General features: G+C 60.0%; 22 protein-coding genes. 15 read left to right on the top strand and 7 right to left on the bottom strand.

Features of this window, described 5'->3' with window-relative positions:
- The first annotated feature begins 6 nt into the window (after nucleotides 1–6).
- The 4 genes from holA (at nucleotide 7) to AAFM15_RS04615 (ending at nucleotide 5,675) form a co-directional block, all read left to right on the top strand.
- A complete protein-coding gene (gene holA, locus AAFM15_RS04600) occupies nucleotides 7–1,059 on the top strand; it encodes a DNA polymerase III subunit delta (RefSeq protein WP_341685528.1) in 1,053 nt (350 codons plus the stop codon).
- 40 nt (nucleotides 1,060–1,099) lie between these two features.
- Complete coding sequence (locus tag AAFM15_RS04605; protein ID WP_341685529.1) at nucleotides 1,100–2,380, top strand: glutamate-5-semialdehyde dehydrogenase; 1,281 nt, start codon at nucleotides 1,100–1,102, stop codon at nucleotides 2,378–2,380.
- Between the two features lies 1 nt (nucleotide 2,381).
- Nucleotides 2,382–3,680, top strand: a complete 1,299-nt coding sequence (gene gshA, locus AAFM15_RS04610; protein WP_341685530.1) for a glutamate--cysteine ligase — start codon at nucleotides 2,382–2,384, stop codon at nucleotides 3,678–3,680.
- Nucleotides 3,681–3,806: 126 nt separating this feature from the next.
- Nucleotides 3,807–5,675 (top strand): potassium transporter Kup, encoded by a 1,869-nt coding sequence (locus AAFM15_RS04615; RefSeq protein ID WP_341685531.1) that lies wholly within the window; start codon nucleotides 3,807–3,809, stop codon nucleotides 5,673–5,675.
- A 19-nt stretch (nucleotides 5,676–5,694) separates the two neighbouring features.
- On the opposite strand, the gene asd is transcribed toward AAFM15_RS04615, so the two are convergent.
- The gene (gene asd, locus AAFM15_RS04620) at nucleotides 5,695–6,552 is read right to left on the bottom strand and encodes an archaetidylserine decarboxylase (protein ID WP_341685532.1); all 858 of its coding nucleotides are present in this window, start codon (nucleotides 6,550–6,552) and stop codon (nucleotides 5,695–5,697) included.
- Between the two features lie 64 nt (nucleotides 6,553–6,616).
- Between asd and AAFM15_RS04625 the strand changes: the two genes are divergently transcribed.
- The 4 genes from AAFM15_RS04625 to AAFM15_RS04640 all read left to right on the top strand — a co-directional run bounded on the left by AAFM15_RS04625 (nucleotide 6,617) and on the right by AAFM15_RS04640 (nucleotide 10,285).
- Complete coding sequence (locus AAFM15_RS04625; RefSeq protein WP_341685533.1) at nucleotides 6,617–7,546, top strand: ATP-binding cassette domain-containing protein; 930 nt, start codon at nucleotides 6,617–6,619, stop codon at nucleotides 7,544–7,546.
- 2 nt (nucleotides 7,547–7,548) lie between these two features.
- Entirely contained in the window at nucleotides 7,549–8,355 is an 807-nt protein-coding gene (locus AAFM15_RS04630; RefSeq protein WP_341685534.1) for an ABC transporter permease, read from the top strand.
- An 86-nt stretch (nucleotides 8,356–8,441) separates the two neighbouring features.
- The gene (locus AAFM15_RS04635) at nucleotides 8,442–9,290 is read left to right on the top strand and encodes a 3-hydroxybutyryl-CoA dehydrogenase (RefSeq protein ID WP_341685535.1); all 849 of its coding nucleotides are present in this window, start codon (nucleotides 8,442–8,444) and stop codon (nucleotides 9,288–9,290) included.
- Entirely contained in the window at nucleotides 9,290–10,285 is a 996-nt protein-coding gene (locus AAFM15_RS04640) for a serine/threonine protein kinase (protein WP_341685536.1), read from the top strand. The genes AAFM15_RS04635 and AAFM15_RS04640 overlap by 1 nt, the downstream gene beginning before the upstream one ends.
- 12 nt (nucleotides 10,286–10,297) lie before the next feature.
- On the opposite strand, the gene AAFM15_RS04645 is transcribed toward AAFM15_RS04640, so the two are convergent.
- From AAFM15_RS04645 to AAFM15_RS04655, 3 genes are read right to left on the bottom strand one after another with little or no spacing between them, the layout of a single operon-like run.
- Nucleotides 10,298–11,278 carry a glucokinase gene (locus tag AAFM15_RS04645; RefSeq protein ID WP_341685537.1) on the bottom strand — a complete coding sequence of 327 codons (981 nt, stop codon included), beginning with the start codon at nucleotides 11,276–11,278 and terminating at the stop codon, nucleotides 10,298–10,300.
- 50 nt (nucleotides 11,279–11,328) lie between these two features.
- The gene (locus AAFM15_RS04650; protein WP_341685538.1) at nucleotides 11,329–12,807 is read right to left on the bottom strand and encodes a sensor histidine kinase N-terminal domain-containing protein; all 1,479 of its coding nucleotides are present in this window, start codon (nucleotides 12,805–12,807) and stop codon (nucleotides 11,329–11,331) included.
- Nucleotides 12,794–13,468 (bottom strand): response regulator transcription factor, encoded by a 675-nt coding sequence (locus AAFM15_RS04655; protein WP_341685539.1) that lies wholly within the window; start codon nucleotides 13,466–13,468, stop codon nucleotides 12,794–12,796. The genes AAFM15_RS04650 and AAFM15_RS04655 overlap by 14 nt, the downstream gene beginning before the upstream one ends.
- A 183-nt stretch (nucleotides 13,469–13,651) precedes the next feature.
- On the opposite strand from AAFM15_RS04655, the gene AAFM15_RS04660 reads away from it, so the two are divergent.
- From AAFM15_RS04660 to AAFM15_RS04680, 5 genes are all read left to right on the top strand, one after another.
- Entirely contained in the window at nucleotides 13,652–14,911 is a 1,260-nt protein-coding gene (locus AAFM15_RS04660; protein ID WP_341685540.1) for an ABC transporter substrate-binding protein, read from the top strand.
- A gap of 67 nt (nucleotides 14,912–14,978) precedes the next feature.
- Nucleotides 14,979–15,857, top strand: coding sequence for a sugar ABC transporter permease (locus AAFM15_RS04665; RefSeq protein ID WP_341685541.1), 879 nt, complete (start codon nucleotides 14,979–14,981; stop codon nucleotides 15,855–15,857).
- A complete protein-coding gene (locus tag AAFM15_RS04670; RefSeq protein ID WP_341685542.1) occupies nucleotides 15,854–16,708 on the top strand; it encodes a carbohydrate ABC transporter permease in 855 nt (284 codons plus the stop codon). Before AAFM15_RS04665 ends, AAFM15_RS04670 begins: the two co-directional genes overlap by 4 nt.
- Before the next feature lie 5 nt (nucleotides 16,709–16,713).
- A complete protein-coding gene (locus AAFM15_RS04675) occupies nucleotides 16,714–17,781 on the top strand; it encodes a sn-glycerol-3-phosphate ABC transporter ATP-binding protein UgpC (RefSeq protein ID WP_341685543.1) in 1,068 nt (355 codons plus the stop codon).
- Nucleotides 17,781–18,977 carry an AGE family epimerase/isomerase gene (locus AAFM15_RS04680; protein WP_341685544.1) on the top strand — a complete coding sequence of 399 codons (1,197 nt, stop codon included), beginning with the start codon at nucleotides 17,781–17,783 and terminating at the stop codon, nucleotides 18,975–18,977. The genes AAFM15_RS04675 and AAFM15_RS04680 overlap by 1 nt, the downstream gene beginning before the upstream one ends.
- On the opposite strand, the gene htpG is transcribed toward AAFM15_RS04680, so the two are convergent.
- The 3 genes from htpG to AAFM15_RS04695 all read right to left on the bottom strand — a co-directional run bounded on the left by htpG (nucleotide 18,974) and on the right by AAFM15_RS04695 (nucleotide 22,645).
- Nucleotides 18,974–20,944 carry a molecular chaperone HtpG gene (gene htpG, locus AAFM15_RS04685; RefSeq protein ID WP_341685545.1) on the bottom strand — a complete coding sequence of 657 codons (1,971 nt, stop codon included), beginning with the start codon at nucleotides 20,942–20,944 and terminating at the stop codon, nucleotides 18,974–18,976. The genes AAFM15_RS04680 and htpG overlap by 4 nt on opposite strands.
- A 73-nt stretch (nucleotides 20,945–21,017) precedes the next feature.
- A complete protein-coding gene (locus AAFM15_RS04690) occupies nucleotides 21,018–21,929 on the bottom strand; it encodes a pseudouridine synthase (protein ID WP_341685546.1) in 912 nt (303 codons plus the stop codon).
- Nucleotides 21,930–21,934: 5 nt separating this feature from the next.
- Nucleotides 21,935–22,645 (bottom strand): Crp/Fnr family transcriptional regulator, encoded by a 711-nt coding sequence (locus tag AAFM15_RS04695; RefSeq protein ID WP_341685547.1) that lies wholly within the window; start codon nucleotides 22,643–22,645, stop codon nucleotides 21,935–21,937.
- A gap of 134 nt (nucleotides 22,646–22,779) precedes the next feature.
- Here AAFM15_RS04695 and AAFM15_RS04700 point away from each other — a divergent pair, with 134 nt between their 5' ends.
- Nucleotides 22,780–24,729 carry an AMP-binding protein gene (locus tag AAFM15_RS04700; protein WP_341685548.1) on the top strand — a complete coding sequence of 650 codons (1,950 nt, stop codon included), beginning with the start codon at nucleotides 22,780–22,782 and terminating at the stop codon, nucleotides 24,727–24,729.
- On the top strand, nucleotides 24,726–25,508 hold the full coding sequence (locus AAFM15_RS04705; RefSeq protein ID WP_341685549.1) for an ABC transporter ATP-binding protein: 783 nt from the start codon (nucleotides 24,726–24,728) through the stop codon (nucleotides 25,506–25,508). Before AAFM15_RS04700 ends, AAFM15_RS04705 begins: the two co-directional genes overlap by 4 nt.
- Nucleotides 25,509–25,518 lie beyond the last annotated feature (10 nt).

Here is a 25,518-nt window from a genome sequence, read left to right on the forward strand (position 1 = left end):
TTGAGCATGCAGCTGACTGTCGCTCAATTGCCTGCGCATTTGCAAAAAGGTTTGCGTCACCTGTATGTATTGCATGGGGATGAGCCTTTGCTGATGCAAGAGGTTGCCGACGCCATTCGCAATCTGGCACGAACGCAGGGTTACACCGAACGCACGGTGTACACCGTGCAAGGCGCGCATTTTGACTGGAGCGAGGTGCTGGCCGCTGGGGGGGCGCTCAGCCTTTTTGCAGACAAGCAATTGGTTGAAATTCGCATCCCGTCGGGCAAACCTGGCAAGGACGGCAGCGCCGCCCTGCAAAATCTGGCCGAAGGCGCGCCGCAGCAGGAAGACACACTGACCCTGATCACACTGCCCCGGCTGGACGCAGCCACGCGCAAGAGCGCCTGGTTTGCGGCGCTGGAGCAATCGGCGGTATCCATTGCCGTGGACACTGTGGAGCGCAATGCCTTGCCCGCGTGGATCGCCCAGCGTTTGCAGCAGCAAGGCCAGTATGTGCAATCGGGCGAGCAGGGGCAACAGGCCTTGCAATTTTTTGCAGACCGGGTGGAAGGCAATTTGCTGGCCGCCCATCAGGAAATCCAGAAGCTGGCACTGTTGCACCCACCGGGTGAGCTGACACTGCAAGCTATTGAAGCTGCGGTCCTCAACGTGGCCCGCTATGACGTGTTCAAGCTTTCCGAGGCGGTGCTGTCGGGCAATATCCTGCGCGTGCATCGCATGCTCGAAGGCCTGCAGGCTGAGGGCGAAACGCCGGTGCTGGTGCACTACACCTTGGGCGAAGACATTCGCGCCCTCAAACGCGTCAAAGACGCAGTGGTTGCAGGCAAGCCCATGCCCATGGCGCTGCGTGAGCAGCGGGTCTGGGGCGTGCGTGAGCGCCAATTCGAGCGGGTGATGCCACGCTTGTCCGTGGCGCGCCTGCAAGGCTTGTTGCAGGCGGCGCACCAGGTCGATGGCGTGGTCAAGGGTCTGAAAACACCTGGTTGGCCTGCCGACGCATGGCAAGCGCTGGAGCGATTGGCTTTGCGTCTTGCACATCTGTGCGCTGTCCGTTGAGTGGCAGACCTCCGGCAGGGGGTGTGAGAAAATGAATCTCATGAATGCTCTCGATACAGCTCAATACATGGCGGCTTTGGGCGCGCAGGCCAAAGAGGCCAGCGCAGCCATGGCCAAAGCCTCTGCGGCCCTGAAAAACCGGGCGCTGCTTGCGCTGGCCGATTTGCTGCGTGCCAACACAGACAGTCTGCAGGCCGACAACGCCAAAGACCTGGAGCGTGCACGCGCTGCCGGCCTGGCTGAGCCCATGGTGGATCGTCTCAAGCTCGCGCCCAAGGTCATTGAAACCTGTGCCTTGGGCTGCGAGCAGTTGGCCGCCATGCCCGACGTGATTGGCGAAATCATCGGCATGAAACAGCAACCCAGCGGCATTCGCGTGGGTCAGATGCGGGTGCCTATTGGCGTGTTCGGCATGATTTTCGAGAGCCGTCCTAACGTGACCATCGAAGCGGCCAGCCTGTCGATCAAGAGCGGTAATGCCTGCATTTTGCGTGGTGGCTCTGAAGCCATTGAATCGAACAAGGCCCTGGCCTTGCTGGTGCAGCAGGCACTGGCGCAAGCGGGTCTGCCGCAAAACGCGGTGCAACTGGTGCAAACCACCGACCGTGCGGCTGTGGGGCAACTCATTGCGATGCCCCAGTTTGTGGATGTGATCATTCCGCGTGGCGGCAAGGGCTTGATCGAGCGCATCAGCGCCGAGGCCAAGGTGCCGGTCATCAAACACCTGGACGGCAACTGCCACACCTATGTGGATGATCCCTGCGACATCGCCATGGCGATCAAGGTGGCCGACAACGCCAAGACGCAAAAATACAGCCCTTGCAACGCCAGCGAAAGCCTGCTGGTGGCACGCGGTGTGGCGGCCGAGTTCCTGCCCAGGATCGGCGCCGTTTACGCGGGCAAGGGCGTGGAAATGCGCTGCTGTCCTGAAGCGAAGCAGATCCTGGCCAATGTGCCGGGGGCGAACCTGAAGGACGCCACCGAGCAGGACTGGTTCGAGGAATACCTGGCGCCCATCATCAGCGTCAAGGTGGTGGCGGGTCTGGACGAGGCGATTGCCCACATCAACCACTACAGCAGCCACCACACCGAAGCCATCCTCACGCGTGACCACATGCACGCCCAGCGCTTTTTGCGCGAGGTGGACTCGTCGAGCGTGATGGTCAACGCCAGCACCCGTTTCGCCGACGGTTTTGAATATGGGCTTGGTGCCGAGATCGGCATCAGCACTGACAAATTCCACGCCCGCGGACCCGTGGGTATCGAAGGTCTGACTTCGCTCAAGTACGTGGTGCTGGGCGAGGGTGAAGTGAGGAGTTGATATGGTTCCGCATCTGGTCACGGCGCTCACGGGCCCCATCAACGAGCTTGAGCAACGCATCCTGGATTCGATGCCTGCCATCGAGCGCTGGTTCCGTCTGGAGTGGATGGAGCACACCCCGCCCATTTACTCGTCGGTGGACATTCGCAATGCCGGTTTCAAGCTCGCGCCGGTGGACACCAACCTCTTTCCCGGTGGCTGGAATAACCTGACCAACGAAATGTTGCCCTTGGCGGTGCAGGCAGCGCAGGCAGCTATCGAGAAGATTTGCCCTGAGGCCAAAAACCTGCTGATCATTCCCGAGAACCACACACGCAACACCTTCTACCTGAGCAATGTGCTGCAGCTGCAGCGTATCTTTCACATGGCGGGCCTGAATGTGCGCATCGGCTCGATCAACCCCGAGATCAAGGAGCCGACTGAAATCGCTTTGCCAGGCGGCGAGACGGTGCTGCTCGAACCCGTGCAGCGCACGCGCCACCGCCTGGGCTTGCAGCACTTCGACCCCTGCACCATCTTGCTGAACAACGACTTGTCCGCAGGGGCCCCGGGCATTCTGGAAGATCTGCACGAGCAGTACCTTTTGCCGCCTTTGCATGCAGGTTGGAGCGTACGTCGCAAGAGTACCCATTTCCAGAGCTACGAAGAGGTGACCAAGCGCTTTGGCAAGATGCTGGGCATCGACCCATGGCTGATCAACCCCATGTTCAACCAGTGCGGTGAAGTCAACTTTGCCGAAGGCACAGGCATGGAGTGCCTGCGCAGCAATGTGGACGCCTTGCTCACCAAGATCAAGCGCAAATACAAGGAATACGGCATCAACGAAAAGCCTTTCGTCGTGGTCAAAGCCGACAACGGGACTTACGGCATGGGCATCATGACGGTGCGCGATGTGACCGACTTGGATCAGCTCAACCGCAAGACGCGCAACAAGATGAACGTCATCAAGGATGGCCAAACCGTGAGCGATGTGATCATCCAGGAGGGGGTCATCACCCACGAGTTGATGAACGATGCTGTGGCCGAGCCAGTGGTCTACATGATGGACCGCTATGTGGTTGGCGGTTTCTACCGCGTGCACGCGGACCGTGGCGTGGACGAAAACCTCAATGCTCCAGGGGCCAGTTTTGTACCCCTGGCATTCGAAGAGAGTGCTCACTTACCTCAGCCGGGCGTCAAGCCCGGTGTCAGCGTGCCTAATCGTTTTTACATGTACGGGGTGGTCGGACGTCTGGCCATGCTCGCTGCCAGCTACGAGCTCGAAGCAACAGATCCAGAAGCGGAGAACTTTGACGTTTGATGCGGGAGCGGATTAAGTTGCTGCGCTGCAACATTTTCTCCTAACCGGTTTAAATCTTTCTGGACAGGCGCACAATAGCGCCATGTCTGACTTCGGCTCCTGTTTTGCGCAAGGAGCCCCTGATTTGTGTCTTCTTCCCGTTCAAACTTAGCTGCACTGACTTTGGGCGCCATTGGCGTGGTGTACGGTGACATCGGCACCAGCGTGCTGTATGCCGTCAAAGAGGTGTTTGGTTCTGGCCATGTCGATTTCACCCCTGCCAATGTGTTTGGTGTGCTGTCGCTGTTTGTCTGGACCTTGACCACGATTGTGTCGGTCAAGTATGTGCTGCTGGTGCTGCGCGCAGACAACCATGGCGAGGGTGGCCTGGTGGCGATGTTGGCGCTGGCCTCTCAGTCGGTCAAGGACCGGCCCGCTTTGCGCCGGCGCTTGTTGTTCATCGGCGTGTTTGGCACCTGCCTGTTTTATGGCGATGGCGTCATCACCCCTGCCATTTCGGTGCTGTCTGCAGTTGAGGGTCTGGAGGTCATTTCTCCCAACTTCAAGAAGATGGTGATCCCGCTGACCCTGCTGATTTTGCTGGCCCTGTTTTGGGTGCAAAAGCGGGGCACGGCCGGCATCGGCAAGTTTTTCGGGCCCATCACCCTGATCTGGTTTGCGGCCCTGGCCGTCAGTGGTGTGGCGCAGATCGTCCAGTATCCAGCCATTTTGTGGGCCTTGAGTCCGCACCATGCCCTGGGCTTCATCTGGCATAACCCGGGCACGACCTTTGTCATTCTGGGTGCTGTGGTGTTGTGTGTGACAGGGGCCGAGGCCTTGTACGCAGACATGGGTCACTTTGGCAAAAAGCCGATCCGACTGGCCTGGTTCGCCGTGGTGATGCCTAGCCTGATCATCAACTACTTTGGGCAAGGGGCCTTGTTGCTGTCCAATCCCGAAGCGGTTAAAAATCCGTTTTTCCTGATGATGCCTGAGTGGGCTTTGATGCCGATGGTGGGCCTGGCCACGCTGGCCACGGTGATTGCCTCACAGGCGCTGATTTCCGGTGCGTTTAGCGTCACCAAGCAGGTGATTCAACTGGGTTACCTGCCGCGTTTGCATGTGCAGCACACCAGCGAGCACGAAACAGGTCAGATTTACATGCCTTTTGTAAATTGGGGTTTGTTTGTGGCGATTGTGCTGGCGGTGCTGATGTTCAAATCCTCCAGCAACCTGGCGTCGGCCTACGGCATTGCGGTGTGTACAGACATGATGATCACCACGGTGTTGACCTTCTACGTCATCCGTTATGGATGGAAGATGCCACTGGCATTGTGCGTGGGTGCCACAGGGTTTTTCTTTGTTGTGGATTTGGCGTTCTGGTCATCGAACATGCTCAAGCTGTTTGAGGGGGGCTGGTTCCCGCTGTTCATCGGTGGGTCCATCTTCATGTTGATGCTGACCTGGAAAGAGGGGCGGCGTTTGCTCAACCAGTCCTTGCAGTCTGACTCACTCAAATTAGGCGATTTTCTGGAAGCGGTTTTTGTGGAGCCGCCCACCCGTGTTGCGGGTTCGGCCGTGTTCCTGACCGCAGAACCAGGGGTGGTGCCCAATGCCTTGTTGCATAACCTCAAGCACAACAAGGTGCTGCATGAACAAAACCTGTTTGTGACGGTCCGCCACCACGAAGTGCCCTGGATTGATCGGGATGGACGCCTGGAAATCCAGCCTTTGGGCCACGACAGCTGGCAGGTGCTGGTGCACTATGGTTTCAAGGACGATGTGGATTTGCCCAAGGCACTGGAGGGGGTGCAGGGCCTGAGCTATCCGCTGGACTTGATGAGCACCAGTTACTTCTTGTCGCGCGATATTGTGGTGCCTACCGTCGGCGGCGGCATGACGCCCTGGCGCGAAAAGCTGTTTGCGCAGATGCACCTCAACGCCAGCCCGGCTGCCGAGTTCCTGAACCTGCCCAGCAACTCGGTGGTGGAGCTGGGCTCGAAGATCGAAATTTAAGCGCTGTAGCGCCCCAGCTTCAGGGGCGCTGGCCCATGGCTTCACCCATGCGGATGGGGCGGGCAGGTGTCCAGTCTGTGGGCAGTTGCCACGTGCCTTGTGGCATCAGCAAGACAACCGTCGAGCCCAGCAGGAAACGGCCCATCTCCTCGCCCTTGTCCAGGTTGATGTTACCCATCTCGTAAGTCCACTCGCGCACCTGTCCCGGACGCGGCGGGTTGACTACGCCGTGCCACACGGTGGCCATACTGCCCACAATCGTGGCGCCCACCAGCACCATGACAAACGGACCGAACTCGCCCTCGAACACGCACACCACGCGTTCGTTGCGTGCAAACAGGCCAGGCACACCGCGGGCGGTGGTCGGGTTGACCGAAAACAGATCGCCCGGCACATGGATCATGCGCGTCAAGCGACCGGCGCAGGGCATGTGGATGCGGTGGTAGTCGCGCGGGCTCAGGTACAGGGTCGCAAAGGTGCCGTTGGTGAATGCAGCGGCCAGAGCAGCATCGCCACCGACCAGCGTCTGCGCTGTGTAGCTGTGGCCCTTGGCCTGGAAAATACGATCCCCGTCAATGACGCCGCACTGGCTGATGGCCCCGTCCACCGGGCTGACAAAGTCGCTGTCCGCGAGAGGGCGCGCGTTTGCACGCAGAGGACGCGTGAAGAACGCATTGAAGCTGGGGTAGCTGGCGGTGTCCGGGTTGGCCGCTTCGGCCATGTTCACGTTGTAGCGACGCACAAAGCGATTGATGATCGCCGTGGTCGTGGAGCCCCATTGTTGACCAGCGACCCAGCCCGCAAAAGCTGTCAGGGTCTGTTTGGGGATCAGGTATTGGGGCACAACCGCCAGGCGGTCAGAAAAAGAACTGGACATGAAGCAGACGCCAAGGCGATATCAGGAGATCCTGAATTTTATCGGTCCAAGGCACAATCAGGGCATGAATCCGACTTTGTTATCGGTCAACCACCTGGCCAAACGCTATGGCGACCAGACGGTGGTCAATGACCTGAGTTTCCACATCGAGCCCGGCGAATGCCTGGGCGTGATCGGCCCCAACGGGGCGGGCAAGACCACCACCATCCGCATGTGTCTGGGCCTGTCCGAACCGGATGGCGGTGCCATCACCTACTTTGGTGACCGGCACATGCCTGGCGATGCCCTGACCATCAAGGCCCGCCTGGGCGTGGTGGCACAGATGGATACGCTGGATCCGGACTTCACCGCGGCAGAAAACCTCCTGGTTTTTGGCCGCTACTTCGGCCTGCCTGACCGGGTGATCCGCGAGCGCATTCCACAACTGCTGGAGTACGCCGCGCTCTCACACAAAGCGGATGCCAAGCCGGGGCAGCTGTCAGGCGGCATGAAGCGGCGGCTGAGTTTGGCTCGTGCTTTGATCAACGCGCCCGACTTGCTGCTGCTAGATGAGCCCACCACCGGGCTGGACCCGCAGGCCCGTCACCTCATGTGGGAGCGCCTGCAGGTGCTGCTGCAACAAGGCAAATCGATTTTGCTGACCACCCACTTCATGGACGAGGCCGAGCGGTTGTGCAACCGCCTGCTGGTGCTCGACCACGGCCGCAAGATCGCCGAGGGCAAGCCGCGTGACCTGATCGCCGAGCACCTGGAGCCCGAAGTGGTCGAGGTCTTTGGCCAGGGCGCCGTGCCCCTGGCGCAAGAGGCCAGCCTGCAGGCGCTGGCCAGCCGCATCGAGGTCAGCGGCGAGACCATCTTCTTCTACACCCGCGACAACCAACCCCTGCTGGCCGCCCTGCAGGCCTGGCCACAGCTGCGCACCCTGCACCGTCCTTCCAACCTGGAAGACCTGTTCCTGAAACTGACCGGGCGCCAGATCCGGGAGGAAGGCTGATCATGAGCCAAATCCAGAACAATCTATGGGCCGCGCCGCGCCTGTCCATGCGTTGGTGGCCGGTGTTTCGACGCAACTTCCTGGTGTGGCAAAAGCTCGCCATCCCCAGCCTGGTGGGCAACATCGCCGAACCGCTGATGTGGCTGGTCGCCTTTGGCTACGGCCTGGGCTCGTTGGTCGGGCAGATCGAGCTGGGCGGCGAGAAAGTGCCCTACATCCTCTTCTTGGCCAGCGGCAGCATCTGCATGAGCGCCATGAATGCGGCGACCTTTGAGGCGCTGTACTCGGCGTTTTCGCGCATGCATGTGCAAAAAACCTGGGACGGCATCATGAACGCCCCGGTGCGCCTGGACGACGTGGTGCTGGCCGAAATGCTCTGGGCCGCTTTCAAATCGCTGTTCACCGTGACCGCCATCCTGGGCGTGATGCTGGCCCTGGGCATCAGCCACAGCCCCAAACTGCTGGTGGCCTGGCCCGTGCTGCTGGGCGTGGGCATCACCTTCAGCTGCATGGCGCTGATCTTCAACGCGCTGGCCAAGGGCTATGACTTTTTTACTTACTACTTCACCCTGTTTCTGACGCCCATGATGTTCCTTTCCGGCATCTTTTTCCCGCGTGATCAGTTGCCGCCACTTGTGCGCTTGCTTGCCGATTGGCTCCCGCTGTCGGCGGCGGTGGATCTGGTGCGGCCCTTGTTCCTGGACCGCTGGCCCGAACATGCGCTACGCCACGGCCTTGTGCTGACGGTTTTCGCGGGTGTGTCGTTTTGGGTTGCACTTGCCCTGACCCGCAAGCGTTTCAGGAGTTGAGTGGGTGACAGCCTGTCAGCAAGGGCGGCGTGGACAGCGGCTAAGATGGATCCGTAGCCATTTATTTCAGACATTCGAGGACGAACATGAGCATTCAAACCGTAGGTATTGTGGGCGCAGGCACCATGGGCAATGGCATTGCACAGGCGTGTGCTGTGTCGGGCGTGAACGTGGTGATGGTGGATATTTCCGAAGCTGCCGTGGCCAAGGGCCTGGCCACTGTGGCCAGTAGCCTGGATCGTCTGATCAAGAAAGAAAAAATCAGCGAAGCTGACAAGGCCGCTGCACTTTCCCGCATCAAGGGCAGCACCCAATACGAAGACCTCAAAGACACACAGCTGGTGATTGAGGCTGCCACCGAAAACGAGCAGATCAAGGTCAAGATCCTGCAGCAACTTGACCAGCTGCTGGCGCCCGAGACCATCATCGCGTCCAACACCTCTTCCATTTCCATCACCAAGCTGGCCGCGACGACCGGCCGTGCAGACCGCTTCATCGGCATGCACTTTTTCAACCCGGTGCCCATGATGGCGCTGGTGGAAATCATTCGTGGTCTGCAAACCAGCGATGCCACGCACGACGCGGTTCACGCACTGGCCACGGCTTTGGGCAAGACGCCGATTACCGTGAAGAACGCGCCTGGCTTTGTGGTCAACCGCATTCTGGTGCCCATGATCAACGAGGCGTTTTATGTGCTGGCCGAAGGCCTGGCCTCGCCCGAAGACATCGACGCCGGCATGAAGCTGGGCACCAACCAGCCCATCGGTCCGCTGGCGCTGGCAGACATGATCGGTATCGACGTCTGTCTGGCCGTGATGGAAGTCTTCCTCAAGGAGTTTGGCGACAGCAAGTACCGCGCATGTCCGCTTATGAAAGAAATGGTGGCTGCGGGTCGTCTGGGCCGCAAGACCGGCCAGGGTGTATATACCTACTGATGCCTTCTTTTGCCACGCTTGAGCCCGCGTTGGTGCTCGATGCGCTCGATACTGTAGGCGTTCATGGCGATGGGCGCTTGCTGGCGCTGGGCTCTTACGAAAATCGGGTCTACCGCGTCCAGCTGGACGAGCCTGTGCAAGACCAAGAGGCCGTGGTCGTCAAGTTCTACCGGCCAGGGCGATGGAGTGCTGCACAAATTCAGGAAGAGCACGATTTCGCTTGGGACTTGCAGACGCAAGAAGTGCCGGTGGTGGCCCCGCTCAAGCTGCAGGGACAGACGTTGCACCAGGCCGAGGGCTTTCATTTTTCAGTGTCCCCTGTGCGTGGCGGGCGCAGCCCCGAGCTGGATGACTTTGAGGTGCTGGAGTGGATCGGACGCTTTTTGGGGCGCATCCACACGGTGGGCGCTGCGCATGCATTTGCCTGCCGGCCCATGCTGGATGTGCACAGCTTTGCCATGGAGCCCGCGCAATGGCTGCAGACGCATCAGATGATTCCATTGGAAGTTGAACACGCCTGGCACCACGCTTTTGAGCAAGCCTTGGCGTTGGTGCAAGCGGCCTTTGCCAGCAGCACAGCGCAGCCCATTCGCCTGCACGGCGACTGCCACCCCGGCAATATTTTGTGGACCCCAACAGACTTGCCGGGCGGCGGCCCGCATTTTGTGGACCTGGACGATGCACGTATGGGCCCTGCTGTGCAGGACTTGTGGATGTTGCTCTCCGGCGATCGGCGTCAGCGCACGGCGCAGTTGTCAGTCTTGATCGATGGCTATGAACAAGTGCGTGACTTTGACCGAGCTGAATTGGCGCTGATCGAGCCCTTGCGCACGCTGCGGCTGATCCATTACAGCGCTTGGCTGTCGCGCCGTTGGGGCGACCCGATCTTTCCGATCAACTTTCCCTGGTTTGGTACACCTGACTACTGGCGCAGCCAGGTGCAAATGCTCGAAGAACAGATCGAGCAAATGCAGGAGCCGGCGCTGGTCGTTTAGGCTCTGTAGAGCTCAGTGTTTGACGCGCAGGTTCAGCCCCATGGCTGCACCCAGCAAGGCGGGCTGAGCAGCGCGAATCACGTAAGTGGGAATGCGCTGCATATAGGCTTCGAAGCGGCCCTTGGCTTCAAAGGCAGCGCGAAAGCCTGAGTGCTCGAAATAGTCGCCGAGCTTACCCACAATGCCTCCACCCACATAAATGCCACCCAAAGTCCCCAAGGTGACGGCCAGGTTGCCGGCGGTGCTGCCCAGAAAGCGGCACATGCGGTCCAGCGCTTCTTCGCAAGCCACGTCCTTGGCTTGCAAGGCGCGGGCCGTGATGTCGGCCGCTGTCAGCGGTTCGGCCTCGCGGCCATCGAGTTGGCAAATGGCTTTGTAAAGATTTTCCAGCCCCATGCCCGAGACCACGCGTTCGGCAGAGACGTGCGGGTAGGTTTGCCACAGCACACCCAGGATGTCGAGCTCGCGCTTGCAGGTGGGTGCCAGTGTGACGTGACCGCCTTCGCCAGCGCAGGCCACCCATTGCCCATCACGCGCACGAACCAGTGAGGAAACGCCCAGGCCTGTGCCTGGTCCAATGAAACCCTTGGGTGCACCTTCGACCGGTTCGCCGGGGCCTACTTGGTGAAGGTCGGTCGCATGCAGCACGGGCCCGGACATGGCCATGGCTTCCCAGTCGTTGAGCATGCGCAGTTGCTGCAGGCCAAGTTGTTGGCGTGTCTCCTCAATGGAGAACGCCCAATGCGTGTTGGTCATCTGCAGCCAGTCGCCGGTGATGGGATTGGCAATGGCGATGCACGCTTCGTGCACCAAGGGCTGGCCTACGCGGTGCAGGTACTCTCCCAGTGCTGCGGCCAGATCGGCAAACTGAGCAGTGGGCAAAATCAGCTCGTGCTCCATGGCTTGCTGGTCGCCTCGCAGCAGCGCAAAGCGTGCGTTGGTGCCGCCGATGTCGCCAATCAGGCTGAAGCTGGTGTGTGCGGTGGTGTTCATGGTGCAGGTTGGAAGAGATCCCTAGCTTAACAAGCCTGTTTGTCAACGAGTTACAAAGCGGGTTCTTTCTGCAGCTTGGTTCGCGGCCATAGCATGCGTACCTTTAAGCCGTGCGGCCGAACGGCCAGCAGGTGGACCTGCCCGCCATGCCGCTCAATGATTTCCTTGACGATGGGCAAGCCCAGGCCACAACCGGAGCCGATATCAGTGGCGCGAACAAAGCGCTCAAACACGCGGTCCAGTTGTCCACTGTCAATGCCTGGTCCATCGTCTTCGACTTCCAGGCCCAGAGTTTCCGGGTGGCAGAACGTGCGCACCGTGACCTGCGCATGTGCGCCCGCGTAGTGCAGAGCATTGTCGATCACGTTCATCAAGGCTTCACGCAGCAGCAGGGCGTTACCCTGGATGTGCAGCGCTTGTGCGTTGGCTTCTGCCTCCATGCCCAAGTCAATATGAGCTTTGAGGGCGCGAGGCACCAGGGCTGCCGTGACATCCTGAGCCAGGGCGGTCAGGTTGACATCTTGCAGGTCATGGGTCAGTGTGGACTCGGGCTCTGCGCGTGCCAGCGTCAACAATTGCGTGACCACATGGGCGCTGCGCACCGCACTCTCATGCACTCGGCCCAGGCGCTTGCGCAACTCAGGGTCTTGGGTCGTTTCCATGGCGATTTCGGTCTGACTTTTGAGTCCGGCCAGCGGGGTGCGCAGTTGGTGGGCCGCGTCGCCAATGAAGCGTTTTTGTTGTGCCACGTTGTCGCGAACGGTTTGCAGCAGGGTATTGAGTGCACGCACCAGCGACCACAACTCCTTGGGGGCCGATGACAACTGCAGAGGGGCTAAATCCATCGGGGCGCGGCCTTCGACCTGCTGCAGCAAACGAGCCAAAGGAGCCAGACCGGCACGAATGCCCAACCAGACAATGAGAGTCATCAGCAGCATCAGGCTCGACAGAGGCAGCAGCATGTCCACCAAAATGCGCTGGGCCAGTTCTTGTCGGTTGGCGCTGCTGCGTGCCACTTGGACCAGCAGGCTTTGCGGGTTGTCATCCTTTTCGCCAATGTGCAGATACAGCGAGACCATGCGCATGGGTTCGCTTTCGGCTGAACTGTTTTTGGCAGAGGCATTGCGCTGAAGATGAATGTCTTCGGAGTAGGGCGCGTTGATGTTGGGCTCGCCAAAGACGCTCGGTGAGGGCAGCAGCTGGTTGCCCAAAATGAATTTACCCGGTGGCGAACTGACCATGTAGTAGTAACGGTCGCTGGGGTCTGCCTCCAGAATGTCTTGCGCGGCGCGGGGAAAGTCGATCAGCAAGCCGCTGCCAATCGGCTTGAGCTGCCGGGCCAAGGAGCGGCTGGCCTGCAGCAAGCTCGAGTCAATGGCTCGCTCGGCGTAGCGTGATGCGAGTTGATACGAGGCAATGCCCCCAGCCAGCCACAGCACCAGTTGCGGGAGCAATACCCACAGCAGCAGCTGGCGCGCCAGCGAGATGCCGACGTTGTTCTGCGTGGCAGAGTCTTTAACGGGAGGCATCGGCTTCCATCAGGTAGCCCAGGCCGCGCACAGTGCGGATTTGCAAGCCGCTGCCATCGAGCTTGCGGCGCAGCTTGTGGATATACACCTCAATGGCGTTGCCCCCGCCCACCTCGGCACCCTCGCCATTCCAGGCTTGCACGATCTGGTCTTTTGTGACCACCTTGTCGCGTTGCTTGACCAGCAGGTCCAGCAAATCCCATTCGCGGCCACTGAGGTCGATGGGCGTCGAACCCAGCAGGGCCTTGCGGGTAGAGGCATCTAGCGACAGGCCCCCCCACTGTTCATGCATGGCCTTGGGTTGACTGCGGCGCAACAGGGCGTGCAGTCGGGCCAGCAACTCGGGAAAGTCAAAAGGCTTGGTCACGTAATCGTCTGCACCCGCTTGCAGGCCAGCGACGCGATCGTCCAGCGAGTCCTTGGCCGTTAACAACAAAACGGGCAGGGTGGGGTGTGACTTGCGCACGTTTTGCAGCACGCTCAAACCATCGAGCATGGGCAGGCCCAAGTCCAACACAGCGATATCGGGCGGGTTGCGGGCCAGCAAAAAGTCAGCCACCGCGCCGTTGGGGGCGTGCTCCACCTCAAAACCGGCACTTTGCAACTGGGTGATCAGGGCATCTGCCAGTACCGCATCGTCTTCAGCCAACAGGAGTTTCATGTCTGCAAGCTTAAAGGAAGATTTATAGACTGGGCTCTACCCTGGCTGATTTGATGCCGAAACTTACCTAGGGTTTAACCTTATATTAATTTATTAAAGAAAAATTAACATCGCTTCCGCGAATCCGAAAATGCGTTTCGTCCATTCAACCTGGCTGTAACAGCCGCTCAATTGGAGACACAAATGAAAACATTGTCCAAGACCCTGATCGCCCGCGCTGCGCTGGCCACAGCCGCTTTGGCTGCTGGTGCCGTTCACGCCGGTGAAGTTGAAGTGCTGCACTGGTGGACCAGCGGCGGCGAAGCCAAAGCCGCTTCGGCCCTGAAAGCCACCCTGCAAGGCCAAGGCCACACCTGGAAAGACTTCGCTGTTGCCGGCGGTGGCGGTGACAACGCCATGACCGTGCTCAAGAGCCGCGTGGTCTCGGGCAATGCCCCTGCCGCAGCCCAGATCAAAGGCCCAGCTCTGCAAGAGTGGGCCGCTGAAGGCGTGCTGGCCAACATCGATGGCGTGGCCAAGGCCGAGAAGTGGGACAGCGTGCTGCCCCCCGTGGTGGCCAACGTCATGAAATACAAGGGCAACTACATTGCTGCCCCCGTGAACGTGCACCGCGTCAACTGGCTGTGGACCAGCAACGAAGCATTCAAGAAGGCTGGCGCCAAAGTGCCGACCAACTGGGACGAATTCTTTGTTGCTGCTGAAAAACTGAAGAAAGCCGGCCTGATTGCCGTGGCCCACGGTGGCCAGAATTGGCAAGACTTCACCACCTTCGAGAGCGTGGCTCTGGGTGTGGGCGGTGCCGACTTCTACAAAAAGGCCCTGGTACAACTGGACCAGGCCAGCCTGACCGGTGCGACCATGACCAAAGTGCTCGACACCTTCAAGAAGGTCAAGGGCTACACCGACAAGAATGCTCCTGGCCGCGACTGGAACCTGGCCACCGCCATGGTCATCAAGGGTGAAGCTGGTATGCAGCTGATGGGTGACTGGGCCAAAGGCGAATTCCAGGCTGCTGGCAAGAAGCCGGGCGCTGACTTCGGTTGCAGCGCTGCTCCGGGTACCGCCAAGTCCTTCACCTTCAACGTGGACTCGTTTGCCATGTTCAAGCTGAAAAACGATGCCAACATCAAGGCCCAGAACGACCTGGCCGCTGCCATCATGTCGCCCGCTTTCCAGGAAACCTTCAACCTGAACAAGGGCTCCATCCCGGTGCGCCTGGGCATGGACCTGGCCAAGTTTGACGACTGCGCCAAGCTGTCGGCCAAGGACTTCGTGGATACCGCCAAGAGCGGTTCGCTGGTGCCCTCCGTGGCCCACGGCATGGCCATTCCCTCGGCCGCTGCCGGCGCCATCCAGGACGTGGTGAGCCAGTTCTGGAACGACGACAAGATGTCCACCAAGGATGCACAGGCCAAGATCGCCGCTGCAGCCAAGACCAAGTAATCCTCCTGTGGTCCTGACCGGACCTGGCCACAAGCCGGGTCCGGTTTTTTTCTGACGGAAACCCCGTATGTCTTCAAAGCACCGTACCCCGGTGGACTGGCTGCCCCGTATCGTGGTGGCCCCCAGTTTCATCATCTCGCTGCTGTTCATTTATGGCTTGATGGCCTGGAACGGCTACCTGTCGATGTCGGCCTCGCGCATCCTGCCAAACTACGAGTTTGTGGGTTTGCAGCAGTACGCGGCCCTGCTCGAGAGCGATCGCTTTCGCGTGGCCATGACCAACATGGGCATCTTTGGCGTGCTGTTCATTGGCGGTGCCATGGTCATTGGCGTGTTGCTGGCCATCTTGCTGGACCAGAAAGTACGCGCTGAAGGTGTGTTGCGCACGGTGTACCTGTACCCCATGGCGGTGTCGATGATCGTGACCGGCACGGCCTGGAAGTGGATGTTGAATCCGGGTCTGGGCCTGGAGCACCTGATGCACCAGTGGGGTTTCGAAAGCTTTACCTTTGACTGGTTGGTGCGTGGCGAAACCGCCATTTATTGCATTGTGATTGCGGGTGTGTGGCAAAGCGCGGGCTTTGTCATGGCCCTGTTCCTGGCGGGTTTGCGCGGAATTGATGAGTCCATCATCAAGGCTGCCCAAGTCGATGGTGCCAGCCTGCCGCGCATTTACTGGAGCATCATCTTGCCCAGTCTGCGCCCTGTGTTTTTCAGCACGCTGATGGTGGTGGCGCATTTGGCCATCAAGAGCTTCGACCTGGTCATGGCCCTGACTGCAGGTGGCCCTGGCTACGCCACAGATTTGCCCGCCACCTTCATGTACGCCACAGCGTTCACCCGTGGCCAGATTGGTGTGGGTGCGGCCAGTGCCACGGTCATGTTGGCCACAGTGGCGGCCATTGTGGTGCCTTATCTGTATTCTGAATTGAGGACCAAGCGATGAACCGGATTAACCTTCACCGACTGGTGCTCTGGGGCATCTTGCTGTTGTTCGCGCTGTGGTTCCTGGCGCCGCTGTATGTCATGGTCGTGACTTCACTCAAGGATGCAGACCAGGTGCGCAGCGGCAATTTGCTGAGCTTGCCGACGGCGCCCACACTCTCTTCCTGGTCCAAGGCCTGGAGCACGGCGTGCACGGGTGTGGAGTGCAATGGCTTGCAGCCCTTCTTCTGGAACTCGGTGCTGATGGTGGTGCCCGCTGTCTTGGTGTCCACTTTGCTGGGCTCCATCAACGGCTATGTGCTGTCCAAGTGGAAATTCCGGGGCAGCGAAACCCTGTTTGCCTTCATGCTGTTTGGCGTGTTCATGCCGATGCAAGTAGTCTTGCTGCCCATGAGTCAGGTGCTCGGCTGGCTGGGCATCGCCAGCTCGGTGTGGGGCTTGATGGCGGTACACATTGTGGCTGGCATTCCCAGTACCACGCTGTTTTTCCGCAACTACTACGTGGGCCTGCCCGATGAGCTGATCAAGGCAGCGCAGCTCGATGGGGCCAGCTTCTGGCAAATTTTCTGGCGCATCGTGATTCCCCTGTCCACGCCGATTCTGGTGGTCACACTGATCTGGCAGTTCACCAACATCTGGAACGACTTTTTGTACGGTGTGGTCTTCTCCGGCGCCGACAGCAAGCCCATCACCGTGGGCCTGAACAACCTGGCCAACACCTCCAGTTCGGTCAAGGAATACAACGTGGACATGGCCGCCGCGTTGATCGCCGCTTTGCCCACGCTGTTTGTGTATGTGGTGGCAGGCAAGTATTTTGTGCGCGGTCTGACGGCTGGCGCAGTGAAAGGATAAACACCATGGGCGCACTCTCCATTCAAGGCATTCACAAAACCTTCAACCAGACCACGCACATTCTCAAGGGCATCGACCTGGAGATCGAGGCGGGCGAGTTTTTGATCCTGGTCGGACCTTCCGGTTGCGGCAAGTCCACCTTGCTCAACATGATCGCGGGCCTGGACCATCCGACCAGCGGCAACATTCTGATTGGTGACCGCGACGTGACCTACCTGCCCAGCAAGGATCGCGACATTGCCATGGTGTTCCAGAGCTACGCGCTCTACCCCAACATGAGCGTCGCGCAAAACATTGCCTTTGGTTTGGAAATCCGTAAGGTGCCTAAAGCCGAGCGCGAAGCCGCCGTACAACGCGTGGCCGCGATGCTGCAAATCGGACATTTGCTGGACCGCAAGCCGGGCCAGCTGTCTGGCGGTCAGCGTCAGCGTGTGGCCATGGGTCGGGCCCTGGCGCGCGACCCCAAGCTGTTTTTGTTTGACGAACCCCTGTCCAACCTGGACGCCAAGCTGCGCGTGGAAATGCGCGCCGAGATCAAGCAGCTGCACCAGCGCACCAAAACCACCACGGTCTATGTGACGCACGACCAGGTTGAAGCCATGACGCTGGGCGACCGCATCGCGGTCATGAAAGATGGCCTGGTGCAGCAGTTCGGCACGCCGGCAGAGATATACACCCGCCCGGCCAACCGCTTTGTGGCCGAGTTCATTGGCTCGCCCGCCATGAACATGGTGGATGTGCAAAGCACTGGCCATGGCGTGAACGCTCAAGGCGTCGCGCTGCAACTGGCTGATGCACAGCGTGCGGCAGCTGCGCAGCACAGCGCTAACGACCTGGTCTATGGTCTGCGCCCCGAGGCCATCAGCTTTGCCGACCAAGGCGTGCCGGGGCAGCTGAGCATGATCGAGCCCACCGGACCAGAAACCTATGCCACGGTGGACACCGCTGTGGGCAAACTCACTGCCCGCGTGCCCGGCGTGTTGCACGCTCGCGTCGGCGAGACGGTGCACCTGCAGTGGTCGGCCGACCAGGCGCATTTGTTTGACCGTGCCAGCGGTATGCGGGTGGGCTGATGCATACTCCCGCGCCTGCGTATCCCGACTTTGAGAGCCGGACCTTTTTGCAGGCGCATGTGGCCCAGACCCTGGCGTTTTACGAGCGCCACGCCTGGGACCCCGCAGGCGGTTTCTTCCACTACCTCAAAGACGATGGCACGGTCTACAACCGCAGTCACCGTCATCTGGTGAGTGCCACGCGCTGGGTGTTCAACGCCTGCATGGCGCACCGCCAGACCGGTCAAGTGCAGTGGCATGACTGGGCCGTGCATGCGTTGGCGCACCTGGAGCGTTTTCGCGTTCAAGCAGGACCGCAGGCTGGCTTGTACGTTTGGACTTTGCAAGATGGCGAGGTGGAAGACGGCCGCATCATGGCTTATGGGCAAGCCTTTGTGCTGCTCGCTTACAGCCATGCGCATGCTGTGGGTTTGTGCAGTGCGGCTGATGTGGCGCTGGCCTTTGACCGCATGGGCGATGCCTTTTACCGCGTAGCCGATCAGGCCTATGCCGATGAGCTGAGTGCAGACGGCGTGCTGTCTGACTACCGTGGCCAGAACGCCAACATGCACATGTGCGAGGCCTGTCTGGCGGCCTATGCCAGCACGGGCGAGGCGCGTTACCTGAATCGTGCGCAAAGTCTGATTGAGCGTTTTGCCTTTGATCTGGCCGCACAAGCCGATGGCCTGGTTTGGGAGCACTACCGCAGCGACTGGTCTATCGACTGGGATCACAACCGCGACAAGCCCGGTGACATCTTCAAGCCTTGGGGCTTTCAGACCGGGCACCAGACGGAATGGGCAAAGTTGCTGCTGATCGCGCATCAGCACGCGCCGGATGCGCGTTATCTGGAGCGTGCCATCGAGTTGCAGCAAGCGGCGTGGCTGCACGGATGGGACTGTACGCATGGCGGGCTGATCTACGGCTTCGCACCCGATCGAACGCCGTGCGACAGCGATAAATATTTTTGGGTGCAGGCTGAGTCGCTGGCCAGCGCGTGGAGGCTATGGCGTGTCACGGGCAATGATGTTTTCCGAACCCAGTACCACCAGCTCTGGGCCTGGAGCTGGCAGCATCTGGTGGACCACCGATACGGCGCCTGGTTTCGCATCGTCGGCAATGACGGACGCAAGCTGGAAGACACCAAGTCGCCCGCAGGCAAGGTGGATTACCACACCATGGGCGCCTGCTGGGACGTGATGGAGGTGGGTGTTTAACCCAACAAGGCGTTGACCCGCTTCACATAAGCGGCCGGGTCTTCCGGCAACCCACCTTCGGCCAGCACCGCCTGGTCAAACAGGATATGCGCCAGGTCGTGGAAGTGGACCGAACCGTCGAGCTTTTTGACCAGCGCGTGTTCGGGGTTGACTTCGAGCACAGGCTTGATGTCGGGGGCCTGCTGGCCAGCGGCCTTGAGCATGCGTGCCAGCTGCAGGCTCATGCCGCCATCGTCCTTGACCACCAGGCAAGCCGGTGAATCGACGAGGCGGCTGGTCACGCGCACGTCTTCGGCCTTGTCTTTCAGGGCTTCTTTCAGCTTGGCCAGCACCGGCTTGAAGGCTTCGGCGGCTTCCTCTTCGGCCTTCTTCTCGGCCTCGTCCTGCAGCTTGCCCAGATCGACCGCGCCTTTGGCCACAGATTGCAGCGGCGTGCCGTCGAACTGGTGCAGGAAGGATAGCGCCCACTCATCCACCCGGTCGGTCATGAGCAGCACCTCGATGCCTTTCTTCTTGAAGACTTCGAGCTGCGGGCTGTTCTTGGCAGCGGCCAGCGTGTCGGCGGTGATGTAGTAAATCGCTTCCTGGCCGTCCTTCATGCGGGCCTTGTAGTCGGCCAGGCTCACGGTCACGGTGTCGCTGGTGGTCGAGGCAAAGCGCAGCAGCTTGGCGATGCGTTCCTGGTTGCCGAAGTCTTCGCCCAGGCCTTCCTTGAGCACGGCGCCGAACTCGGCGTAGAACTTCGTGTACTGGCCCAGCTTGGCCTTGTCTTCTTCGCTGAGCACATCGGTGACGCCATCCTGGGCTTCGGGTTCACGGTCGTGCTTGGCCAGGTCTTCGAGCATGGACAGCACACGGCGCGTGTTGCCGTCGCGGATCGCCTTCACATCGCGGCTTTCCTGCAGCAGCTCGCGGCTGACGTTGAGCGGCAGGTCGGCCGAGTCCACCACGCCCTTGACCCAGCGCAGGTAGGTGGGCATGAGCGCTTCAGCATCGTCCATGATGAAAACGCGCTTGACGTAAAGCTTGATGCCAGCCTTCTTGTCGCGGTTGAACAGGTCCATGGACGCCTTGGACGGGATGTAGAGCAGCTGGGTGTATTCGGTGCTGCCCTCCACACGGTTGTGGCTCCAGCTCAGAGCGTCTTCAAAGTCGCGGCTGATCTGCTTGTAAAAATCCTGATACTGCTCGGGCGTGATGTCTTTCTTGGCGCGGGTCCACAGGGCGCTGGCCTGGTTGATGGTGTCCCACTCGCCGGTCTTGACCATGCCGCCGGGCTTGCGGCCGCCCTCTTCGTTGTTGGGGTCGATCAGCTCGCCGTCTTTCCACTCTTCCTTTTCCAGGCGGATGGGCAGGCTGATGTGGTCGGAATATTTGCCGACGATTTCCTTGAGCTTCCAGGCGTTGGCGTACTGCAGGGCATCTTCGCGCAGGTGCAGGATCACGCTGGTGCCGCGCTCGGCGCGGGTGATGGTTTCCACCTCGAAGTCGCCCGAGCCGCCGCTGATCCAGCGCACGCCTTCTTCGGCCTTCAGACCCGCACGGCGCGATTCGACGGTGATCTTGTCGGCCACGATGAAGCCCGAGTAAAAGCCCACGCCGAACTGGCCGATCAGCTGGGCATCCTGCTTCTGGTCGCCACTGAGCTTGCTCATGAAGTCCTTGGTGCCGCTCTTGGCGATCGTGCCCAGGTGGTCAATCGCCTCTTGCGCGCTCATGCCGATGCCGTTGTCGGTGATGGTCAGCGTCTTGGCGGCCTGGTCGTAGGACAGACGCACCTGCAACTCGGGTGCGTCTTCATAGAGTGCCGAATTGTTCAGCGCTTCAAAGCGCAGCTTGTCGCAGGCGTCCGAGGCGTTGGAGATCAGCTCGCGCAGAAAAATTTCCTTGTTGGAATACAGCGAGTGGGTGACCAGGTGCAGCAGTTGGGCCACTTCGGCCTGAAAGGCATGGGTTTGTTTGCTCATACGGGTGAAATCAGAAAGTCAAAAACCAAAACGCCACCGGAGGTGGGGGCGTTTTGAAGGGATTCAAGAGGGCTTAAAACTTCTCGTGGGGCGCCAAATAGCGCCACTGCCCCGCCGGTAGCTGCCCCAGCGTCACGCGGCCCATGCGGATGCGTTTGAGGCCGACCACCTTGAGGCCAACTTGTTCGCACATGCGGCGGATTTGGCGCTTTTTGCCTTCGGTCAGCACAAAGCGCAGCTGCTCGGGGTTTTGCCAGTCCACTTTGGCAGGTTTGAGGGGCTTGCCGTCCAGGCTCAGGCCGTGGCGCAGGCGCTCGAGTTGCGCGGCAGGAAAGACGGCCTGCACATTGGTGCTGACGCGGTCGTGGTCGCCAATGGCGCTCAGCTGCGTGGCTTTGCCGCCGTAGGTGGCCGAGGCGGCTGATGCCGCAGCGGTGTTTTCGTGGCCGGTGTAGGCCACGCGCACCAGGTACTCTTTTTCCATCTCCGAGTCTTCGCCGATCAGCTGGCGGGCCACGCGGCCGTCCTGGGTGAGCACCAGCAGGCCTGTGGAGTCGATGTCCAGACGCCCGGCTGGGGCCAGGCCACGCAGCTGGCCGGGGTTGAAGCGGGTGCGGGACAGGTCGCCTTGCCAATGGTTGCGTGCCTGGATCAAGGTCACTGCGGGCTGGTGGCCGTCCTCGGCCTGGCCGCTGACGTAGCCCATGGGTTTGTGCAGCAGGATGGTGACTTGCTGTTGCTGCTTTTGCTCGGCGGCTTTGTCGACAGTGATGCGGTCGGATAGCGTGACTTGTTGGCCCATCTCGGCCACCTTGCCGTTCACCTGCACCCAGCCTTGCTCGATCCAGGCATCGGCCTCGCGGCGCGAGCACAGGCGCAGTTCGGCCATGCGTTTGTTCAGGCGCATCGTGTCGGTGGGTGCTGCTGCGGTAGTGCATTTGCCCTCGGGGCGGGGGGCGCGGCGAAATGTGGGGGGAGTGGTCATGGGGGTCAATCAGGTTGGCGGAATACGCTGCGGCGCAGCTGCTCCAGGTCAAGAATGCGCAGGCCGCCGTATTCAATGCGGATGAGTTGTTGGTCTTCCAAAGTGCGCAGGGCTTCGTTAACGCGTTGGCGGGACAGGCCGACCAGGTAGGCCAGCTCTTGTTGGGTGATGCGCAGCACCTCGCCCACGCCAGAAAACAACACCGGGTTGAACAACTGCGCCAGGCTGCGGGCGACCTTGATTTCGGGGTTGCTTAGGCGGTCAATTTCGCGAGCGGCAATGAACTGACCCAGGCGCTCGTTGAGCTGGTTCATCACAAAGCGGTTAAAGCCCAGGGAGTGGTCAAGCAGCCAATGAAAAGTGTCCACCGGCAAACCGGCCACCACGCTTTTGCGCAGGGCCTGGATGTTGTAGCGGTAGTTCTCGCGTTTGATGACGGTGCCCTCGCCAAACCAGCCGCCTGGAGGCACGCCGGTAAAGGTCATGGTCTGGCCGTCGGCGCTGTCGTTGCTCATTTTCAGAAGGCCTGACACCACGCCAAACCAGTAGTTGACTGGACGGCCCACCCGACAGACATAGTCGCCCACGGCGGCGTCACCCACGCGCAGTTCGGCCAGCGCACGCTCACGCTCTTGTGGGCTGAGCAGATGCAGCCAAGGAATGCCGATCAACTCCTCATCAGAGGGCGATCTGCGTCGTTGATACAAAGTTTCCATCCCGAACCTAGGGAAAGTCCGAACAGTTATGACCCCTAGATTGTCGTCGAAATGACAACTTGACGTCAAAGTGGGGCGTAGCATGGATTCAAGATCAAAAACGCCTCAATAGCGTGACACAGGAGATACAAGCTGTGAATGCAACCACGTTCCCCCGCCTGCTGCTGGCCCATGCGGCCCAGCGTCCAGACGCGCCAGCGCTGCGCGAAAAGGAGTACGGCATTTGGCAAACCATCAGCTGGAAAGCATTGGCGCAGATGGTGGAGCACACGGCTTGTGGTTTGCACCAGGCGGGCTTGCACCGCGGTGAGCACCTGATTGTCGTGGGCGCTAACCGTCCTCGTCTTTACGCCACCATGCTGGCGGCTCAGTCACTGGGTGCCATTCCTATTGCGCTGTACCAGGACGCCGTCGCTGCCGAATGCGTGTTCCCGATCAACAACGCAGAAGTGCGCTTTGCGGTGGTTGAAGACCAGGAGCAAGTGGACAAGATGCTCGAAATTCGCGAGCAATGCCCCCAGCTGCAACACATCTTCTATGACGATCCGCGTGGTCTGCGCAACTACACTGAAGACGGCTTGGGCTCGTTTGATGAATTGCTCGCCGCTGGTCAGGTGTTTGCTCAGCAGCATCCCCAGTTCTTCCACGCCGAAGCCGAAAAAGCCGTGTCTGCGGATGTGGCGGCGATGTTCTTCACATCGGGTACCACGGGCAACCCCAAAGGCGTGGTGCACACCCACAGCTCTTTGATCGACCGCGCCGATGCAGGCGCCGAGTTTGACCGCCTGACCGACAAGGAAGACGTGCTGGCTTACCTGCCGCCGGCCTGGATTGGACAAAACATTTTCAGCTACGCCCAGTGGCTGGTGTGCGGCTATGTGGTCAACTGCCCCGAGTCCAGCGCCACGGTCAACATTGACCTCAAGGAAGTCGGTCCGACCTACTACTTTGCGCCGCCCCGCGTGTTCGAAGGCATGCTGACCAGCGTCATGATCCGCATGGAAGATGCGGGCACCCTCAAGCGAAACATGTTCCACCATTTCATGAAGGTGGCGCGTCAGGTCGGCCCCAAGCTGATGGATGGTGAGCAGGTTGGCTTGCTCGACCGTTTGCACTACCAATTGGGCAACCTGATGGTGTACGGACCGTTGCGCAACAACCTGGGCATGAGCCGTGTGCGCGTCGCTTACACCGCAGGTGAAGCCATTGGACCGGACCTGTTCACCTTCTACCGCTCGATTGGCATCAACCTCAAGCAGCTCTATGGTTCTACCGAGACGGCTGTGTTTGTGTGTCTGCAGCCCGACAACCAGGCCTATGCAGACACGGTGGGTGTGCCGTGCAAGGGCGTGGAGATCAAGCTGGCTGACAACGGCGAGATTTTGGTCAAGTCGCCCGGCCTGCTCAAGGAGTACTACAAGAACCCGAAGGCCACCGAAGAGGTGCTCACCGCCGATGGCTGGTACCACACCAGTGATGCCGGCTTCATTGACAGCCAGGGGCACCTCAAGATCATTGACCGCGTCAAGGACGTGGGTCGGATTTCCGGCGGTGCACACGATGGCGCCATGTTCGCTCCCAAGTACGTCGAGAACAAACTCAAGTTCTTCCCGCACATCAAGGAAGTTGTGGCCTATGGCGACGGCCGCGAAAAAGTCTGCGTGATGATCAACATTGACTTCGACGCCGTGGGTAACTGGGCCGAGCGCCGCAACCTGCCCTACGCTGGTTACACCGACCTGGCTGGTAAAGCCGAGGTGTATGAGCTGATCAAGGAGTGTGTGGAAAAGGTCAATGCCGATCTGGCCGAAGACAGCATGCTGGCCGGCAGCCAGGTCAGCCGCTTCCTGGTCTTGCACAAAGAGCTGGACGCCGACGATGGCGAACTCACCCGTACCAACAAGGTGCGCCGCGGCTTCATTGCCGAGAAATATCAGCCGCTGATTGACGGCCTGTATGGCGGCAAGACCGAGCAGTTCATCGAGACCGTGGTCAAGTTCGAAGATGGCCGCAGCGGCAGCGTGAGCGCCACCCTCAAAATTTCCGACGCGAAAACATTCACCCCAGTGAAGGCGGCAGCATGAGCAAAGTCATTGGCGACGTCATCCTTGACGTTCAAAACATCAGCTTGCGGTTTGGCGGCGTCAAGGCGCTGACCGACATCTCGTTCAACGTCAAGGAGCACGAGATCCGTTCGATCATTGGCCCCAACGGCGCTGGCAAGAGCTCGATGCTCAACTGTATCAACGGCGTCTATACCCCTTCCGAAGGCTCCATCACTTTTCGTGGGCAGACCTTTGGTCACATGAACAGCCGACAGGTGGCCGAGATGGGCATTGCCCGCACCTTCCAGAATCTGGCGCTGTTCAAGGGTATGAGCGTGATCGACAACATCATGTCGGGGCGCAACCTGAAGATCAAAAGCAATATCTTCATGCAGGCCCTGCGCATCGGTCCGGCCCAGCGCGAAGAAGAAGAGCATCGCGAGAAGGTCGAGCACATCATCGACTTTCTCGAAATCCAGGCGTTTCGCAAAACCCCCGTGGGCCAGCTGCCCTATGGCCTTCAAAAGCGTGTGGACCTGGGCCGCGCCCTGGCGATGGAGCCGCAGGTGTTGCTGCTCGACGAGCCGATGGCTGGCATGAACCTGGAAGAAAAACAGGACATGAGTCGCTTCATCCTGGATGTGAACGACGAGTTCGGTACCACGATCGTGCTGATCGAGCACGACATGGGTGTGGTGATGGATATCTCCGACCGTGTGGTGGTGCTGGACTACGGCAAGAAGATCGGTGACGGCACCCCCGACGAAGTGCGTAACAACGAAGACGTGATCAGTGCCTATCTGGGTACAGGTCACTGAACGCACAAAG

This window comes from Limnohabitans sp. (assembly GCF_038134685.1).
Lineage (GTDB): Bacteria > Pseudomonadota > Gammaproteobacteria > Burkholderiales > Burkholderiaceae_C > Limnohabitans_A.

Excerpts from the sequence above, each read along its gene's own strand:
- asd (WP_341685532.1), bottom strand. The coding sequence starts at position 6,552 with ATGTCCAGTTCTTTTTCTGACCGCCTGGCGGTTGTGCCCCAATACCTG.
- AAFM15_RS04690 (WP_341685546.1), bottom strand. The coding sequence starts at position 21,929 with ATGACCACTCCCCCCACATTTCGCCGCGCCCCCCGCCCCGAGGGCAAA.
- AAFM15_RS04705 (WP_341685549.1), top strand. The coding sequence starts at position 24,726 with ATGAGCAAAGTCATTGGCGACGTCATCCTTGACGTTCAAAACATCAGC.
- AAFM15_RS04655 (WP_341685539.1), bottom strand. The coding sequence starts at position 13,468 with ATGAAACTCCTGTTGGCTGAAGACGATGCGGTACTGGCAGATGCCCTG.
- AAFM15_RS04640 (WP_341685536.1), top strand. The coding sequence starts at position 9,290 with ATGCCTTCTTTTGCCACGCTTGAGCCCGCGTTGGTGCTCGATGCGCTC.
- AAFM15_RS04605 (WP_341685529.1), top strand. The coding sequence starts at position 1,100 with ATGAATGCTCTCGATACAGCTCAATACATGGCGGCTTTGGGCGCGCAG.
- AAFM15_RS04650 (WP_341685538.1), bottom strand. The coding sequence starts at position 12,807 with ATGCCTCCCGTTAAAGACTCTGCCACGCAGAACAACGTCGGCATCTCG.
- AAFM15_RS04660 (WP_341685540.1), top strand. The coding sequence starts at position 13,652 with ATGAAAACATTGTCCAAGACCCTGATCGCCCGCGCTGCGCTGGCCACA.
- AAFM15_RS04680 (WP_341685544.1), top strand. The coding sequence starts at position 17,781 with ATGCATACTCCCGCGCCTGCGTATCCCGACTTTGAGAGCCGGACCTTT.
- AAFM15_RS04670 (WP_341685542.1), top strand. The coding sequence starts at position 15,854 with ATGAACCGGATTAACCTTCACCGACTGGTGCTCTGGGGCATCTTGCTG.
- AAFM15_RS04635 (WP_341685535.1), top strand. The coding sequence starts at position 8,442 with ATGAGCATTCAAACCGTAGGTATTGTGGGCGCAGGCACCATGGGCAAT.
- AAFM15_RS04695 (WP_341685547.1), bottom strand. The coding sequence starts at position 22,645 with ATGGAAACTTTGTATCAACGACGCAGATCGCCCTCTGATGAGGAGTTG.
- AAFM15_RS04645 (WP_341685537.1), bottom strand. The coding sequence starts at position 11,278 with ATGAACACCACCGCACACACCAGCTTCAGCCTGATTGGCGACATCGGC.
- holA (WP_341685528.1), top strand. The coding sequence starts at position 7 with ATGCAGCTGACTGTCGCTCAATTGCCTGCGCATTTGCAAAAAGGTTTG.
- AAFM15_RS04625 (WP_341685533.1), top strand. The coding sequence starts at position 6,617 with ATGAATCCGACTTTGTTATCGGTCAACCACCTGGCCAAACGCTATGGC.
- AAFM15_RS04675 (WP_341685543.1), top strand. The coding sequence starts at position 16,714 with ATGGGCGCACTCTCCATTCAAGGCATTCACAAAACCTTCAACCAGACC.
- AAFM15_RS04630 (WP_341685534.1), top strand. The coding sequence starts at position 7,549 with ATGAGCCAAATCCAGAACAATCTATGGGCCGCGCCGCGCCTGTCCATG.
- gshA (WP_341685530.1), top strand. The coding sequence starts at position 2,382 with ATGGTTCCGCATCTGGTCACGGCGCTCACGGGCCCCATCAACGAGCTT.
- htpG (WP_341685545.1), bottom strand. The coding sequence starts at position 20,944 with ATGAGCAAACAAACCCATGCCTTTCAGGCCGAAGTGGCCCAACTGCTG.
- AAFM15_RS04665 (WP_341685541.1), top strand. The coding sequence starts at position 14,979 with ATGTCTTCAAAGCACCGTACCCCGGTGGACTGGCTGCCCCGTATCGTG.